Source organism: Sphingorhabdus pulchriflava, from assembly GCF_003367235.1.
GTDB lineage: Bacteria > Pseudomonadota > Alphaproteobacteria > Sphingomonadales > Sphingomonadaceae > Sphingorhabdus_B > Sphingorhabdus_B pulchriflava.
In genome coordinates this window covers 2,069,429-2,083,778 of record NZ_QRGP01000001.1, presented here as the reverse complement: position 1 = coordinate 2,083,778, position 14,350 = coordinate 2,069,429, and the positions used below count along the sequence as shown (strand labels likewise).

Here is a 14,350-nt window from a genome sequence, read left to right as displayed (position 1 = left end):
AACTATAATCAGGATCGCGCAAATGCTGTACCGTTTTCGGTTCGCTCAAATTTTCCTTACGGCATGTACCGCAGTAGTTGCTTTGCCTACTCCAACCCAGGCTGCGGCGCTACTCGCCAGCAATTCGGTGGTTCTGACTAGCGAAGCCATGGTTGAACGCAGCGAAACCGATGCTACGGGTAAGGAAAAGCAGGTCCTGAAAAAGCCCTCCGACGTCATCGTAGTTCCCGGCGACCGGATCATTTTCACGCTGCGCTATGTCAACAATGGCGCAGAACCGGCATCGGGATTTCGGGCAACCAATCCCATGCCCGCGCCTGTCCAATTCGTTTCGGTCGCCGAAGATTGGGCGGAAGTGTCGGTTGATGGCGGCAAAATCTGGGGCAAGCTGGCACAGCTTAAAGTAACAGCGAAAAATGCTGATGGCACAGGTGATGTTTTGCGCGCGGCCACGGCAGAGGATGTTACCCATGTCCGCTGGGTGTTCAGCACAGCGATTGCTCCAGGAGCAACCGGATCAGTCAGCTATCGTGGCTTGATTAAGTAACCGCAATTCTGCCAAAATCTTCAGGATGAGAAACGTCACTGTCCCGCAGTGGAACAGTGGGGCGATTGCTTCGGCCAAATAATAGCATTAATGGCGGCAAGGACCGGGTTAACCTTCTTTTAGGCTGGATTCGCCTGAATAAGGCGCGCAGCCCTGTGGTTTACCGAAAGCCGGAGCCTGAATGTGCAACATAAAACCCGTTTTACCAAAAGCCTGATTGCGGCTTCGGCTGCATGCATTTTGTCGCTGGGCCTGTCCGCATGCGGCAAAGAGTCGGCTGAGGGCGACGATGTCGCTGCGCTCGACGCAAAACTGACTGGCAAGGGCAGCGATCCTGTCATGAAGTCGGCTTTGAATGAAAAGATTCTGGTCGATCCTGACCTGGCGGGCAGCTCGAACAGCAATATGGCGCGCGCCGCAGACAAGGCGCTCGACGGCAAAGTACCTTCCGACACCGGCTATGATGGCTCGACCGCTTCGATCGAGGAGCTGGACGGCGCAAAGCTTATGCGTGCGCCTAAACCCAAGGTTGTGTCCGCTGAGGATTGCACCGATTGCGCTTCGGGCCGTGGTGAGACGCTTGAGGCCCGCGCAGCAGCGCAGGGCGTGAAGCGCGGCAAGGGCACTTGCGAGGCCAAATTGCAATATGGCGCTAGTTGGTCGAACCGGATGCCTCCTGAATTTCCCGTCTATCCCAAAGGCCGCGTCAAGGAAGCGGCTGGCGTCGAAGGCGGAATTTGCGACATTCGCGTGGTCAGCTTTACGACATCTGCGGGTCGTCAAGCGGTTGCCGATTATTATTACACCCGTGCGCGCCGCTCCGGCTTTAGTGCTGACTATGAAATCCGTGACGGCGAACATATGCTCGGTGGAGTCCGTGACAATGATGGCGGCGCCTATGTTATAACGCTCACCGCATTGAAAAGCGGGGGTACCGCAGTCGATATCGTGGCCAATAACGGCCGCTGAACAGATTCAATCTGGTTCCGAAACGACTTGGGGGGCTTCGGCCTCCCATTTCTTTTCTAGGAACATGGAACCAACCGCCATATAGTCACTTCGAACAGGGACGGAGATTTGGTGATGCGTTTTGCAGTAATGATTGTGCCTTTTGCTATTCTGATGGCGGCTTCGGCACAGGCTGAAAATGAGGCACCTCCCAAATCCTACACCGACCTCATGGCATGTCGTTCCATCGAAGATGCCAGCGCACGTCTCGTTTGTTTTGACAAATCGAGTGCCGATCTGGACAAGGCGCGCGAGGCCAAGGAAGTTGTCCTGCTCGACCGTGCCGATGTGCGAAAAACACGCCGGTCGCTATTCGGTTTCACCCTTCCGAACCTGCCCTTCTTCGATGGTGACGACAGCGCCGACGAAGAAGAGATCAAAGAAATCAAAACGACCTTTGAAACGGTGCGTGACCTGGGCCTTGGCAAATGGCAATTCACTATCCCTGAAGGTGGCACTTGGCAGAGTACCGAAGCGCTGACATCGGTCCCGCGCGAAGGACAGGCGATCTTGATCAAAAAGGGCATTGCTGGCGGCTATATGCTCAAGATTGGCAATGGTCCGCTGCGTCGGGTTAAACGGGTCAACTGACCGTTCCTGCCAACGGGGCTGGTTTTACGAGATTCAGCCGCTAATGCAGATTTCATGCAGCCCTATATTTTAGTCATGACCGGCGGCGCCCTTGGCGCAGCCGCACGCTTTGGATTGGCGCGAGCGATACCAAGCGCGCAAGCGGGGTGGCCTTGGCCAACCTTTGTCGCAAATGTGCTGGGGGGGCTGCTGATGGGGATTGTCGCCGCCTTTGTGTTGCGCAACGGAGCGGTGAGTGAGAATGTCCGGCTTTTTGCAGGTGTTGGGCTGCTGGGTGGTTTTACCACGTTCAGCGCGTTCAGCCTTGAAATGGCGCAGATGGTTGAGCGCAGCGAACTGGCTCTGGCCGCTGGTTATGCGGTGGCTTCAGTCCTGATAGCATTGGCGGCGTTGTTTGCTGGGCTGGCGCTTGGAAGAGCGGTGTTCGCATGAGCAAGGACAGCCAATCGATACGCCGCTTCGTCGTCGATGCCGAAGATGATGGCATCCGGCTCGACCGCTGGTTCAAGCGGCATTTGCCCGATGCCAGCTTTAATATCGTATCGCGATGGGCACGCACGGGGCAACTTCGGGTTGACGGCAAACGTGCGGCCCCCGGCGACCGGATCGAGGCTGGGCAGGAAATCCGTGTCCCACCCGCCGAACCCGTCGCGGACGCACGCCCCAAAAAGGCGCGACCGCAGGTCAGCGAGGAAATGGCCGAATTCGCGCGTAGCCTTGTCATCCATAAAGACAAGGCGGCGCTGGTGATCAACAAACCGGCCGGGCTGGCAACACAGGGCGGCACCAAGACCGAAAGCCATGTCGATGGCTTGCTCGACGCCTTATGCTTCGAGCTGGAGGGGCGGCCTAAGCTTGTCCACCGGCTCGACAAGGATACCAGCGGCGCTTTGCTGCTTGCCCGCACACCGCGTGCTGCCGGGCATTTCTCCAAGGCCTTTTCGTCGCGCACCGCGCGCAAGGTCTATTGGGCGCTGGTGATGGGCGTGCCCGAAATTTACGATGGCTTCATCGATCTGCCTCTCGCCAAGCAGCCGGGCACAGGCGGCGAGAAAATGCATGTCGATGAAAAGGAAGGCCAGACAGCGCGGACCCGATATCGCGTTATCGAGCGGGCAGGCAATCGCTGCTGCTGGGTCGAGTTGCAACCCTATACCGGCCGCACGCACCAGTTGCGCGTGCATATGGCGGCAATAGGCCATCCGATTGTCGGTGACGGCAAATATGGCGGCAAGGATGCCTTTCTGACCGGAACAATCAGCCGTAAAATGCATCTGCATGCGCGGCGCATCCGTATCGACCATCCCGATGGCGGGCATATCGATGTACGCGCCGATCTGCCGCCTCATATGGCGGAAAGCTTCGCCGATCTCGGGCTCGACATCGAACTGGGCGATGCGCTGGTCCTCGATGAGCCCAAGAAATCCGAGACGCCCGAGGGCAAACGCCGCGCCGCCGCCGCGCGTGCCAAGGACGTGCGCAAGGAACGCAAGGGCGAACGACGCAGTCGGGGCGAGGTCAAGGCACCACCCAAATCTGCGCGTGCAAAACCCGCTGCCAAGCCCAAGGGTCGAAAGAAATAATGCATCCCAATTCGATTTTCCGTCTGAAAGGTAGCGATGCCGATCAGCGTGCGACGATGGAAGCGCTGGTTCAGGAAATCGGCTTCGGAATGGTTTTTGCGCAAACCCCCGACGGCCCGCGCGTTGCGCAGTCTGCTCTATTTTCAACCGGCGACGGTGCAGTGCAGTTTCATCTTTCCAATGGCAATGCGCTGACCAAATATCTGCACGGCACCGACGCGCTGGTCGTGGTCAACGGCCCCGACGCCTACATCAGTCCTGACTGGTATCAAGGTGCCAATCAGGTGCCGACATGGAACTATATCAGCCTTGAGCTGGAAGGGTCGGTCCGCAAGATGGACGATGACGGACTGGTTGCATTGCTCGACGATCTCAGCACGGTCAACGAGGCGCGGCTTGCCCCCAAGCAGCCGTGGACACGCGACAAAATGGACGGCGCCTTGTTCGACAAAATGACACGAGCAATCACCGGCTTTGAAATGGAAATCCGGGCCTGGCGGCCGACTTTCAAACTGTCGCAAAACAAACCCGATGCTGACCGGTTACGCGCCGCGGATGAACTCGAAAAGCAAGGCAAGAAAGCGCTGGCGCATTTGATGCGGGAATGGGTTCAGTGACCACACCCCGCCTCGCCATATTCGATTGCGACGGCACGCTGGTCGATAGCCAGGCGAATATCTGCATGGCGATGGAGCATGCCTTCGACGAAATGGGCATGGCCCCGCCGCCGCGCCATGCAACGCGACGTATAGTCGGGCTCAGCCTTGTCGAGGCGATGCGGCAGTTGCTGCCCGAAGCAGAGGATGCTCTCCACCGCGACATGGCCGAGCGGTACAAGCAGGCATTCTATACATTGCGAGGAAACGGGCTGGTCGATGAGCCGCTCTATGACGGCATGGCGGCGGTGCTGAGCGAACTCGACGAGAATGGATGGCTTCTGGGTGTGGCAACGGGCAAGTCGGATCGAGGCTTGGAACGTTGTCTCGACCATCATGGTATCAAAGGATTGTTCGTGACGTTGCAAACTGCGGATCGGCATCCGTCCAAGCCACACCCGTCGATGGTGTGGCAGGCGCTTGCCGATGCAGGCGCCGACGCCGCCAATGCCGTCATGATTGGCGATACCATTTACGACATCCATATGGGCAAGGCTGCCGGTTGCCGCACGATAGGCGTAAATTGGGGGTATCATCCGCTTGATGAATTGCGAGAAGCGGGGGCGGACCATCTGGTTGAAAGCATGGAAGAATTGATGCACGCATTGGAGAGCAGGGTATGACCAGCGAAGAACGCGAAGCACTGGCAAGGAACCGCTTCTTTCTGTTGAGCGCGATGCGCTTCGGTTCGGTCATTTTTGTTATGATGGGAATCGCCAATATTGGCGGGCGGCTGTTTCCCAATGCCGCGCCCTATCTTGGCTATGGCTTTCTGCTGATCGGCGCGCTCGACTTTTTCCTGATACCGATATTGCTCAAAAAATCCTGGGCAAAGCAGGACGCCAATAAAGGCTGATCATGCGGCGCTTCTGGAAACAGGTCAGCCTGGAACAGGGCACTTACGGGCATGGAATTCGGCTCGACACACGCATGCTTAAAACGCCGATGCGCAATGAACTGTATCTGCCGACCAAGGCGCTGGCCGATGCGGTTGTGGCTGAATGGGAAGCTGTGGGCGACGTGTTCGAGCCCGCTACAATGCCGATGACCGGCTTCGCCAATGCCGCGATTGATCATGTCGCACCTGACCGGGCCAAATTTGCTTCGGCTATCGCCGCCTATGCCGAAAGCGACGCCTTTTGCTATCGCGCCGAACCCGATGAACCTTTGGCACCGAAACAGGCGGAGGTCTGGGATCCCTGGCTCGATTGGGCGCGGGCACGCTACGATGTTTCGTTCCAGATCGTGCATGGCGTGCTGCACCAGCCGCAGCCCGAGGCGACGCTGGAGAAACTGCGTGCTACGGTGATGGCGCGCGGGACTTTCGAATTGGCCGCAATGGCCAAGCTCGCCCATTTGGCTGGGTCACTGGTCGCGGTGCTCGCGATTGTCGAGCAAGCGGGCGATGCAAAAAGCCTGTGGGAGGCGACCTGCCTCGAAGAATTATGGCAGGAACAGAATTGGGGTGAGGATTATTGGGCGCAAAAGAACCGCGCCGACCGCGAAGCTGAGTTCTTGGCGGCGGCGCATTTCCTGCAACTGTTGCGCGTTTAACCGGATTTTGGTCTTCTAGTCCCAAGCTGCTACGCTTTGGGGATGGAGGTTTCGCATGCAGGACTATGTCACGCCATCAGGCCTAATCATGCTCGGTGCGATTGCAACCTGCATCGCGCTGTTGATCGCGGCAATTGCTGCAACGCCGGCCGCGACCAAATCAGGCTGGATGCTGGTGCGCCCTGGCAGCATGCACTGGTTTTCCTTCTATTGCAGCGCTGCCCTGTTTGCACTGATCGCATGGGTCTGGATATTCGTCGGATCGGCGCGCTCTGACGCTGCGTTTCAGATGCGCATTGCCTTCTGGTTGTCTTTCACATTCGGCATTGGCGCAGTGTATTCCGGTGTGTTGATCCGCAAGCTATGCAAGATGGCATTGCGCATGCGAGGCCGCCAGATTGCTTATGTTGACAGCGACGGGCGTGAGGCGAGCCAGTCGATTGACAATTTCACGGCCTTCCGCCGTCGTTGGCGTGGGGATTATCAATTGTTGTTCAACGATGGCACGGTGATCACGCTCGATCCCTATGCGAAGAACAGCGATGAATTTATGGGGCGGCTGTTCGACGAGCCGCTACCCGAAGAACTTTAGCTTGCCACCAGATCGCGGACGAAGCCGATAAGACCCTTTTGCCGGCGCCGCTTTAGCCGCTCTGCGGTCAAAATCTGGCGGACTTGTGCAAAGCAGCCATCTACGTCGTCGTTGATCAGGACATAGTCATAGCCATCCCAGTGACCGATTTCGGACTTGGCGCGCGCCATGCGTTCGCCGATTACTGCGTCGCTGTCCTGCGCGCGCGCATGCAATCGGCGTTCGAGTTCTTCGATTGACGGAGGCAGAATGAAGACGCGGACGACATCCGGGCCTGCTTCCTGATACAGCTGCTGCGCGCCCTGCCAATCGATATCGAACAGCACATCACGGCCAGCTGCCAGTTCGGCCTCGACCGGCTCCTTCGGCGTGCCATAACGGTGGCCAAAGACATGCGCCCATTCGAGGAATTCGCCATTTGCAGCCATCGCCTTGAATGTCGGCACGTCGGTGAAATGATAATGCACCCCGTCAATCTCGCCGGGACGCGGCGGGCGGGTAGTGTAACTGACCGAAAGCGCGATTTGCGGGTCAGCCTCCAGCAGCATCCGCGACAATGTCGATTTGCCTGCGCCGGAGGGCGAGGAGAGCACGAACAAGAGCCCGCGGCGTTCGAGTTGGTTGTGGGAACCGGCCATAGCCGCTACTGCGCGAAAGGGTATCGGGGCGTCAAGCCCTTAGGAGAGGATAACGCATGAATTGGCCGCTTCGGATCAGCAAGTTCAGCGCACTGATCGCCTTCTTGCTTTTCGCAATTATCGGGGCAATTCTTTGGTCAATGGGCCGCCCGCCGATTTGCGCGTGCGGCGATGTGAAGTTGCTGCATCTCGTGGTGCAATCGAGCGAAAACAGCCAGCATCTTGCCGACTGGTACACGCCGAGCCACATCATCCATGGCTTCCTGTTTTACGGAGCGGGCTATCTGCTGCGCCGTAAATGGCCTGCGCTGTTCCCACTGGGCGTTGCGGTGGCGCTCGCAATACTGGTTGAGGGTGCGTGGGAGATACTGGAAAATTCGCCGGTGATCATCGACCGCTATCGCGAGGTGACGATATCCTATGGCTATGCTGGCGACAGTATCGTCAATTCACTCGCGGATATCGCCTGGATGATTTTCGGCTTCTTCCTGGCCTCGCGCTTGCCGTGGAAGGCAACGCTGGCGCTCGGGCTGGCGATGGAGCTATTCGTCGGCTGGATGATCCGCGACAATCTCGCGCTCAATATTTTGATGCTGACGGTGCCACTCGAAAGCGTCAAGGAATGGCAGGCGGGTGCCAGCGGCTATTGGGTGACGGGGAAGGCTTAGCCGTTCCGTTTTTTGCGCTTGTCGTAAAGCGCCTTGGCCACCAAAGCGCCGCCCACGAGCAGCGCGCCGGGTATCGAACGTGTTGCAATCCGCGTGGCGGCAATGCCCAAGCCAGCGCCTAAAATGCCATGGCCGCGTTTGCGACCGACGACTTCTCCAACAACGGCACCGGCGATGGTTTTCAACAGGGGCATGTGGATAACTCCTTTTTCCACAGGGTGGTGTGGATAATCACACCATGTCTTCGGCTCTGACATGGGTATCAAAGGTCGCCTCGTCAACCAGCCCAAGCGCCAGCGCGGATTGCTTGAGCGTCAGGCCGTTCTGGTGCGCGTGCTTCGCAATCTTCGCCGCATTGTCATAGCCAATCACCGGCGCGAGCGCGGTGACGAGCATCAGTGATCGGTCAACCAGTTCGGCGATCCGTTCGCGATTGGGTTCCAGCCCCTCGACGCAGTTCTTCGCAAATGTCTCCATGCCGATGCTGAGCAACTCGATCGAGCGCAGCACATTGGCGCCAATCAGCGGTTTGAAGACGTTGAGTTCCAGATGCCCCTGCATCCCGCCAACGGTCACGGCCTGATGGTTGCCGATCACTTGTGCGGCGACCATCGTCAGCATCTCGCATTGGGTGGGGTTGACCTTGCCCGGCATGATCGAGCTGCCGGGTTCATTTTCGGGGAGCGACAATTCGCCCAGGCCAGAGCGCGGGCCAGAGCCGAGCAGGCGGATGTCGTTGGCGATCTTGGTCAGCGACACGGCCAAGGTGTTGAGGACACCCGAAAACTCGACGAGTGCATCGTTGGTGGCCAGAGCTTCGAACTTGTTGTAGGCCGCGCCGAATTCAATGCTGGTCAGGTTGCTGATTTCGCTGGCAAAATCCTCGTCAAATCCCTTTGGTGCATTAAGCCCCGTACCAACAGCCGTTCCGCCCTGCGCAAGATCATGCAGGCCAATTAGGCCGGTGGTAATCCGGACCGAAGTCTTCGCTAGTTGGGTGTCATAGCCGGAAAATTCCTGCCCCAATGTCAACGGCGTCGCATCCTGCATATGGGTGCGACCGATCTTGACCAGACCACGCCATGCTTGGGCCTTTTCCGCAATCGCATTGTGCAAACGGTGCAAAGCGGGAGTTAAGCTATCGCGAACCGCGAGAACAGTTGCGACATGCATAGCAGTAGGAAAGCTGTCGTTGGACGACTGGCTCATATTCACATGATCGTTGGGGTGCACCGGCGATTTTCCCCCGCGCGCACCCGTCAGCATTTCATTGGCGCGCCCGGCAATCACCTCGTTCACGTTCATGTTCGATTGCGTGCCGCTGCCCGTTTGCCAGATCGTTAGTGGGAATTGGTCGTCATGCTTGCCCGCAACCACCTCCGCCGCGGCGGCATCTATGGCGTCGGCCAGCATCGCATCCAGCCCATGTTTGCGGTTCACTCTTGCGGCGGCTTGTTTCACTAACGCCAGAGCGTGAATGATAGCCGAAGGCATGCGCTCATGCGGCGGGAAGGGGAAGTTGCTGATGCTGCGCTGCGTCTGCGCGCCCCAATAGGCCTCGGCGGGGACATCGATAGGACCGAAGCTGTCGGTTTCGCTGCGGGTTGCCCCGGTCACTTCTTCCGCCCGAAATCCACCGTTACGACGTTCGAGCCATCCTCCTGCTCGATGCTGGGCCCGTCATTTTCGGCCTGCTCGTGCGGCTCGGGGCCGGATTCGGCGTCGACATGGAATTGCAGCGCGAAATCGACGGCTGGATCGACAAAGGCGGTAATCGCCGAAAAGGGAATGTGGAGGTGTGCGGGCACCTGGCTGAACGACAGACCGACTTCGAAATAATCCTCGCCCACTTTCAGGTCCCAATATTTATGCTGCATCACAATGGTCATTTCGTCTGGGAAACGCTCCATCAGATGCACCGGGATGGTAACGCCTGCCGCGCGGGTCTTGAAGGTGATGTAGAAATGATGGTCGCCGGGAAGCCCGCTGACCATGACTTCACCGAGTACACGCCCTACCACCGCGCGCAGCGCTTCCTGCACGATATCGTCATAGGGAATCAGGCTGTCAGGGGCGTCGTCGCTCATGCGCGCCTTGGTGGACTGACCGCGCGTTGAAATCAAGATGAACTTTAGCCGAAGAAAGGCGCACAGGCTTGCACTTGGCCATTATCGGCCTATAGCGCACAGCCATGCGCACCGCCTCTATCGACCGGAACACCAAGGAAACCGAAATTGCGGTCGAGGTGAATCTCGACGGCACCGGTCAGTATGAAATTTCGACCGGGATCGGCTTTCTTGATCATATGATCGAGCAGTTCTCGCGCCACTCGATGATCGACATAAGCTGCCGCATCAAGGGCGACCTGCATGTCGACCAACATCATACGGCTGAGGACAGTGCGATTGCTATCGGGCAAGCGATCCTGAAGGCGCTGGGCGATAAGGGCGGGATCATGCGCTATGGCAGCGCCTATTCGCCAATGGATGAGACTTTGAGCCGCGTTGCGCTCGACATTTCAGGGCGACCCTATTTCGTCTGGAAGGCAGGCTTCACGCAGGAACGGCTGGGTGAGATGGATACCGAGCTGTTCGAGCACTGGTTCCACTCGATTGCCGATGCGGTCGGGCTGACGCTGCATATCGAATTGCTCTATGGCAAGAACAACCACCATATCGCCGAGAGCATCTACAAGGGTTTTGCCCGCGCGATGCGGCAGGCGGTCGAGATTGATCCGCGCAAGGGCGGGGCAATCCCCTCGACCAAGGGGATATTAGGTGGCTGAGAGCATCGCGCTGATCGACTATGGCGCGGGCAATCTCCAATCGGTTCGAAACGCGCTGAAGGCTGCGGGGGCGGCGGATATCGCCGTAACCGCTGATCCCGAGATTGTTGCGCGTGCTGAACGCATAGTCCTCCCCGGTGTCGGTGCCTTTGCACATTGCATGGAGGGTGTCTCGGGCATCGACGGGATGATCGAGGCATTGGAGCAACGTGTTTTGCGCGATGCTGCGCCGTTTCTAGGTATATGCGTCGGTATGCAATTGCTTGCTGATGAAGGTGTCGAGCATGGCAGCACAAAGGGACTTGGTTGGATCGGCGGCACGGTGCGCGCGATTGAACCTGTACAGGGTCTCAAGGTGCCGCACATGGGCTGGAACGATGTAACCGTGCGCGGTGTGCATCCGGTTGTGGCGACCGGAGAGGCTTATTTCCTTCACGGCTATCATTTCGACGCCGCTGATTCTGCGCATGTACTGGCGACCACCGATCATGGCGGCCCGCGCGTGGCTGCTGTGGCAAAGGACAATATCCTCGGAGTGCAATTCCACCCTGAGAAAAGCCAATCTTATGGAATTGCCACGCTCGCTAGATTTCTGGAGTGGAACCCATGATCGTTTTTCCAGCTATCGACCTGAAAGGTGGTCAGGTTGTGCGCCTCGCCGAGGGCGATATGGACCGTGCCACGGTCTATGCCGATGATCCGGCTGCGCAGGCATTACTGTTTGCCGAGGCGGGGGCGGAACATCTGCACGTAGTCGACCTCGACGGGGCCTTTGCCGGAAAACCGGAGAACGCCGAAGCGGTCGAATATATCATCGAAAATTTCCCCGGCTATGTGCAGCTGGGCGGCGGTATCCGCAACCGCGAGACCGTTGAGCGTTGGTTCGATCTGGGCGTGGCGCGGCTGGTGATAGGCACCGCGGCGCTCAAGGACCCGCAATTCGTCAAGGATATGGCGCGCGAATTTGAAGGCGGCATCGTCGTCGCGGTCGACGCGCGCGACGGCTTTGTCGCAACCGAAGGCTGGGCCGAGAAATCGGATATGCCGGTGATAGACCTCGCCCGCCGGTTCGAGGACGCAGGCGTTGCCAGCCTGTTGTTTACCGACGTTGGCCGCGACGGGATGCTGACCGGCTGCAATATCGATGCGACCGTAGACCTCGCGCGCGCGGTCGATATTCCGGTAATTGCCAGCGGCGGCGTGAAGGGCATCGACGAAATCCACGTCCTTGCCCTGCACGCACAGGACGGGATTGAGGGCGTGATTACCGGGCGGGCGATCTATGATGGGCGTCTGGATCTGGCGACGGCGATCAGGATTGCGAACCGGGGATGACCGTCCGCGTCCGTGTCATTCCTTGCCTTGATGTCGCCAATGGCCGCGTGGTCAAGGGCGTCAATTTCGTTGATCTCAAGGACGCTGGCGATCCGGTCGAGCAGGCCAAGGCCTATGACGAAGCGGGTGCGGACGAGCTTTGCTTCCTCGACATTACTGCCAGCCATGAAGGGCGCGACACGATCTTGGACGTTGTCCGCCGCACGGCGGAGGTGTGCTTCATGCCGCTAACGGTTGGCGGAGGGGTGCGGAGCAGCGAGGATGCGCGTGCCTTGCTGCTCGCGGGTGCGGACAAGGTCGCGGTTAACAGCGCGGCGGTCGCGCGGCCCGAGGTCGTGGCCGACATCGCCGAACGTTTCGGCAGCCAGTGCGTCGTCGCCTCGGTCGATGCCAAGCGCTGGTCCGATGGCCGCGACGGTTGGGAGATTTTCACCCATGGCGGGCGCAAGCCGACGGGTATCGACGCGGTCGAACATGCGCTGAAACTTGCCGAACTGGGTGCGGGCGAATTGCTTGTCACCAGCATGGACCGTGACGGCACCAAGATCGGCTTTGACCTCCAACTCACCCGCACCATCGCCGATGCGGTCAATGTGCCGGTGATAGCCAGCGGCGGCGTGGGAACGCTCGACCATCTGATCGAAGGGGTGACCAAGGGCCATGCCAGCGCGGTGCTGGCTGCCTCGATCTTCCACTTTGGCACCTATAGCATCGCCGAGGCACATGCCGCGCTGCGGGCGGCGGGATTGCCTGCACGCGGCTGATTACCAGCGGATCAGGCGCGGCACGATCAGCCGACCAAGCAGCGCGCAAATCCCGACCGCCAGTGAGTACCAAAAGCCCGTGTAGACGATGCTGTTGAACGGGCAGTGGAAATTATAGGCAAAGGCACCCAACCCACCTGCGGCTAGCCCTGTCAGCCACCCTGCCTTTTCCGGCGCGACCGGCGCCCCCCGGCGCAGCCACAACACCATAGGAGTGGCGGTCGCAAATCCCCCGACGAAGCTGAAGGTCAGGCACTGGATACCGGACTGCATCGTGCCGGAAGACCCGCTCGGTTGTTCCGCAACGGCGAGAATCGTCGCTGCCAGTGGAAAGAGCAAAGCTGCAGCCAGCGCGGTTTTCCAGCCATTGCTATGACGACCGACGCCGGGATTGGCCATTGCCAGCAATGTCGCCGCACAAACCAGCCCCAGCAATAGCAGCGTCCCTGCGCGCAACAGGAACATCGGGTGCGGTGCGCCTGCCATCAGGTCTGCGCGGAGACCGGCATAAGCCGCAATTATAGCTATCGCTGCAACGGTCATTCCGACCGGCAAGATCAACGCGCGCCGCATGCTCATCGGTCGCACAGGCTCCAGTTCGTCGACCAGCTGCAAAATGTCGAAGGGCTGTTTCATTTTTTCATTCATTCTCGATCAGGGCGGCCAGTTTTTTCAGGCCGCGATGGATATTCACTTTGACCAATGTTTCGGACTGGCCGGTCTGGTTGCAGGCATCGGCGATACTGTGACCATCGATCTTGACGATGCGGATGACCTCCGCCTGCGGTGGCGGGATGAGGTCGAGCAGACGATCTATGCTGATGCGCGCGCCAACGACCTCTTCATGACTTTCCTCGGCCGCGTCATGGTGATCCAGCGCCTCGGTCTGCTGGCGATAGCTTTGCCGCAGCCGATCCACCCAGCGATAGCGCGCGATCGCGGCGAGCCAGGGCAAAAACGGGCGTGACGGGTCATAGCTTGACCGTTTGCGGTGGAGAGAAATCAGCGTGTCCTGCACCAGATCATCAATCGCGTCAGGGGCAATTTTTTGCCGGAAATAACGGGCAAGCCAGTTGCCACATTGTTCGAGGAGGACGGCATAGGCCTGCTTGTCGCCAGTTTGCGACATCCGCATCAGCCTGCGCAGCCCTTCCTCGTTCGCAATCATGCGCGGCGGCCTGAAAGCAATGGGTCTACCGACAGGCCGCCGCCGCCGCGCACGATCAGCACCAGCGCCAACGCAACCCAAAGGCTATGCACCTGCCACCACGCTTCGGGGAACACAAATATCTGGATCACCACAGTCATGCCCAGCAAGGCCAGCGCGGAAAGTCGCGTAAAGAGGCCTAGCACCAGCAGTATCGGCAAAGCATGTTCGGCATAGGTTGTCAGATAAGCGGCGAGCTCGCTTGGCAACACCGGCACCTTGTTGAACGGATCGTCGGCAAATTGGTAGATTGTGTTCTCGCTGACGGACAGCCAGCTGCCTTCCTCAACCTTTGTACGCCCGGAGCGCCAGAAAATACCCGCCAGTGTTACACGGACAAATAGCAGCATCAGAGATTCGACAAATCCGCCGGAAATCAGGGCGACAAAACGGTCATAGGGTTGGGTCAGCGTCTGCAACAT

The 14,350-nt window shown here is 58.8% G+C and carries 22 protein-coding genes; 15 read left to right on the top strand and 7 right to left on the bottom strand.

Going from position 1 to position 14,350, the window contains the following annotated elements; genetic code table 11:
- The first annotated feature begins 22 nt into the window (after positions 1-22).
- The 10 genes from DXH95_RS10380 to DXH95_RS10335 all read left to right on the top strand — a co-directional run bounded on the left by DXH95_RS10380 (position 23) and on the right by DXH95_RS10335 (position 6,531).
- Positions 23-547, top strand: a complete 525-nt coding sequence (locus DXH95_RS10380) for a DUF11 domain-containing protein (RefSeq protein WP_115549246.1) — start codon at positions 23-25, stop codon at positions 545-547.
- Between the two features lie 183 nt (positions 548-730).
- On the top strand, positions 731-1,516 hold the full coding sequence (locus DXH95_RS10375; RefSeq protein ID WP_115549245.1) for a hypothetical protein: 786 nt from the start codon (positions 731-733) through the stop codon (positions 1,514-1,516).
- Between the two features lie 114 nt (positions 1,517-1,630).
- On the top strand, positions 1,631-2,146 hold the full coding sequence (locus DXH95_RS10370) for a hypothetical protein (RefSeq protein WP_115549244.1): 516 nt from the start codon (positions 1,631-1,633) through the stop codon (positions 2,144-2,146).
- Positions 2,147-2,221: 75 nt separating this feature from the next.
- On the top strand, positions 2,222-2,578 hold the full coding sequence (locus DXH95_RS10365) for a fluoride efflux transporter FluC (protein ID WP_239016603.1): 357 nt from the start codon (positions 2,222-2,224) through the stop codon (positions 2,576-2,578).
- The gene (locus tag DXH95_RS10360) at positions 2,575-3,729 is read left to right on the top strand and encodes an RluA family pseudouridine synthase (protein WP_115549242.1); all 1,155 of its coding nucleotides are present in this window, start codon (positions 2,575-2,577) and stop codon (positions 3,727-3,729) included. The genes DXH95_RS10365 and DXH95_RS10360 overlap by 4 nt, the downstream gene beginning before the upstream one ends.
- The gene (locus DXH95_RS10355) at positions 3,729-4,346 is read left to right on the top strand and encodes an FMN-binding negative transcriptional regulator (RefSeq protein WP_115549241.1); all 618 of its coding nucleotides are present in this window, start codon (positions 3,729-3,731) and stop codon (positions 4,344-4,346) included. Before DXH95_RS10360 ends, DXH95_RS10355 begins: the two co-directional genes overlap by 1 nt.
- Positions 4,343-5,008, top strand: a complete 666-nt coding sequence (locus DXH95_RS10350) for an HAD-IA family hydrolase (RefSeq protein WP_275401829.1) — start codon at positions 4,343-4,345, stop codon at positions 5,006-5,008. Before DXH95_RS10355 ends, DXH95_RS10350 begins: the two co-directional genes overlap by 4 nt.
- Positions 5,005-5,241 (top strand): hypothetical protein, encoded by a 237-nt coding sequence (locus DXH95_RS10345; protein WP_115549239.1) that lies wholly within the window; start codon positions 5,005-5,007, stop codon positions 5,239-5,241. The genes DXH95_RS10350 and DXH95_RS10345 overlap by 4 nt, the downstream gene beginning before the upstream one ends.
- A 2-nt stretch (positions 5,242-5,243) precedes the next feature.
- Entirely contained in the window at positions 5,244-5,939 is a 696-nt protein-coding gene (locus DXH95_RS10340) for an ATP12 family chaperone protein (RefSeq protein ID WP_115549238.1), read from the top strand.
- A 55-nt stretch (positions 5,940-5,994) separates the two neighbouring features.
- On the top strand, positions 5,995-6,531 hold the full coding sequence (locus DXH95_RS10335) for a hypothetical protein (RefSeq protein ID WP_115549237.1): 537 nt from the start codon (positions 5,995-5,997) through the stop codon (positions 6,529-6,531).
- Here the strand turns inward: DXH95_RS10335 and gmk are convergent.
- A complete protein-coding gene (gene gmk / locus DXH95_RS10330; protein WP_115549236.1) occupies positions 6,528-7,169 on the bottom strand; it encodes a guanylate kinase in 642 nt (213 codons plus the stop codon). The genes DXH95_RS10335 and gmk overlap by 4 nt on opposite strands.
- Before the next feature lie 56 nt (positions 7,170-7,225).
- Here gmk and DXH95_RS10325 point away from each other — a divergent pair, with 56 nt between their 5' ends.
- Complete coding sequence (locus DXH95_RS10325) at positions 7,226-7,837, top strand: DUF2585 domain-containing protein (RefSeq protein ID WP_115549235.1); 612 nt, start codon at positions 7,226-7,228, stop codon at positions 7,835-7,837.
- Here DXH95_RS10325 and DXH95_RS10320 read toward each other — a convergent pair.
- Genes DXH95_RS10320 through DXH95_RS10310 form a run of 3 tightly spaced genes read right to left on the bottom strand, consistent with a single transcriptional unit; the run spans position 7,834 to position 9,924 of the window.
- Positions 7,834-8,031, bottom strand: a complete 198-nt coding sequence (locus DXH95_RS10320) for a hypothetical protein (RefSeq protein WP_115549234.1) — start codon at positions 8,029-8,031, stop codon at positions 7,834-7,836. The genes DXH95_RS10325 and DXH95_RS10320 overlap by 4 nt on opposite strands.
- Before the next feature lie 37 nt (positions 8,032-8,068).
- Positions 8,069-9,454, bottom strand: a complete 1,386-nt coding sequence (gene fumC / locus DXH95_RS10315) for a class II fumarate hydratase (RefSeq protein ID WP_115549233.1) — start codon at positions 9,452-9,454, stop codon at positions 8,069-8,071.
- Positions 9,451-9,924 carry an SspB family protein gene (locus DXH95_RS10310; protein WP_115549232.1) on the bottom strand — a complete coding sequence of 158 codons (474 nt, stop codon included), beginning with the start codon at positions 9,922-9,924 and terminating at the stop codon, positions 9,451-9,453. Before DXH95_RS10310 ends, fumC begins: the two co-directional genes overlap by 4 nt.
- 104 nt (positions 9,925-10,028) lie before the next feature.
- Between DXH95_RS10310 and hisB the strand changes: the two genes are divergently transcribed.
- The 4 genes from hisB to hisF are packed head-to-tail and all read left to right on the top strand — an operon-like array spanning position 10,029 to position 12,721.
- Positions 10,029-10,622: an imidazoleglycerol-phosphate dehydratase HisB gene (gene hisB / locus DXH95_RS10305; protein WP_115549231.1), complete on the top strand. Its 594-nt coding sequence runs from the start codon at positions 10,029-10,031 to the stop codon at positions 10,620-10,622.
- A complete protein-coding gene (gene hisH / locus DXH95_RS10300) occupies positions 10,615-11,232 on the top strand; it encodes an imidazole glycerol phosphate synthase subunit HisH (RefSeq protein WP_115549230.1) in 618 nt (205 codons plus the stop codon). Before hisB ends, hisH begins: the two co-directional genes overlap by 8 nt.
- Positions 11,229-11,957: a 1-(5-phosphoribosyl)-5-[(5-phosphoribosylamino)methylideneamino]imidazole-4-carboxamide isomerase gene (gene hisA / locus DXH95_RS10295; protein WP_115549229.1), complete on the top strand. Its 729-nt coding sequence runs from the start codon at positions 11,229-11,231 to the stop codon at positions 11,955-11,957. Before hisH ends, hisA begins: the two co-directional genes overlap by 4 nt.
- Positions 11,954-12,721: an imidazole glycerol phosphate synthase subunit HisF gene (gene hisF / locus DXH95_RS10290; protein ID WP_115549228.1), complete on the top strand. Its 768-nt coding sequence runs from the start codon at positions 11,954-11,956 to the stop codon at positions 12,719-12,721. Before hisA ends, hisF begins: the two co-directional genes overlap by 4 nt.
- Here the strand turns inward: hisF and DXH95_RS10285 are convergent, their stop codons facing one another.
- The 3 genes from DXH95_RS10285 to DXH95_RS10275 are packed head-to-tail and all read right to left on the bottom strand — an operon-like array spanning position 12,722 to position 14,350.
- Positions 12,722-13,357 (bottom strand): NrsF family protein, encoded by a 636-nt coding sequence (locus tag DXH95_RS10285; protein WP_181883633.1) that lies wholly within the window; start codon positions 13,355-13,357, stop codon positions 12,722-12,724.
- Between the two features lie 4 nt (positions 13,358-13,361).
- Complete coding sequence (locus DXH95_RS10280; protein WP_115549226.1) at positions 13,362-13,889, bottom strand: sigma-70 family RNA polymerase sigma factor; 528 nt, start codon at positions 13,887-13,889, stop codon at positions 13,362-13,364.
- A complete protein-coding gene (locus DXH95_RS10275; protein ID WP_115549225.1) occupies positions 13,886-14,350 on the bottom strand; it encodes a DoxX family protein in 465 nt (154 codons plus the stop codon). The genes DXH95_RS10280 and DXH95_RS10275 overlap by 4 nt, the downstream gene beginning before the upstream one ends.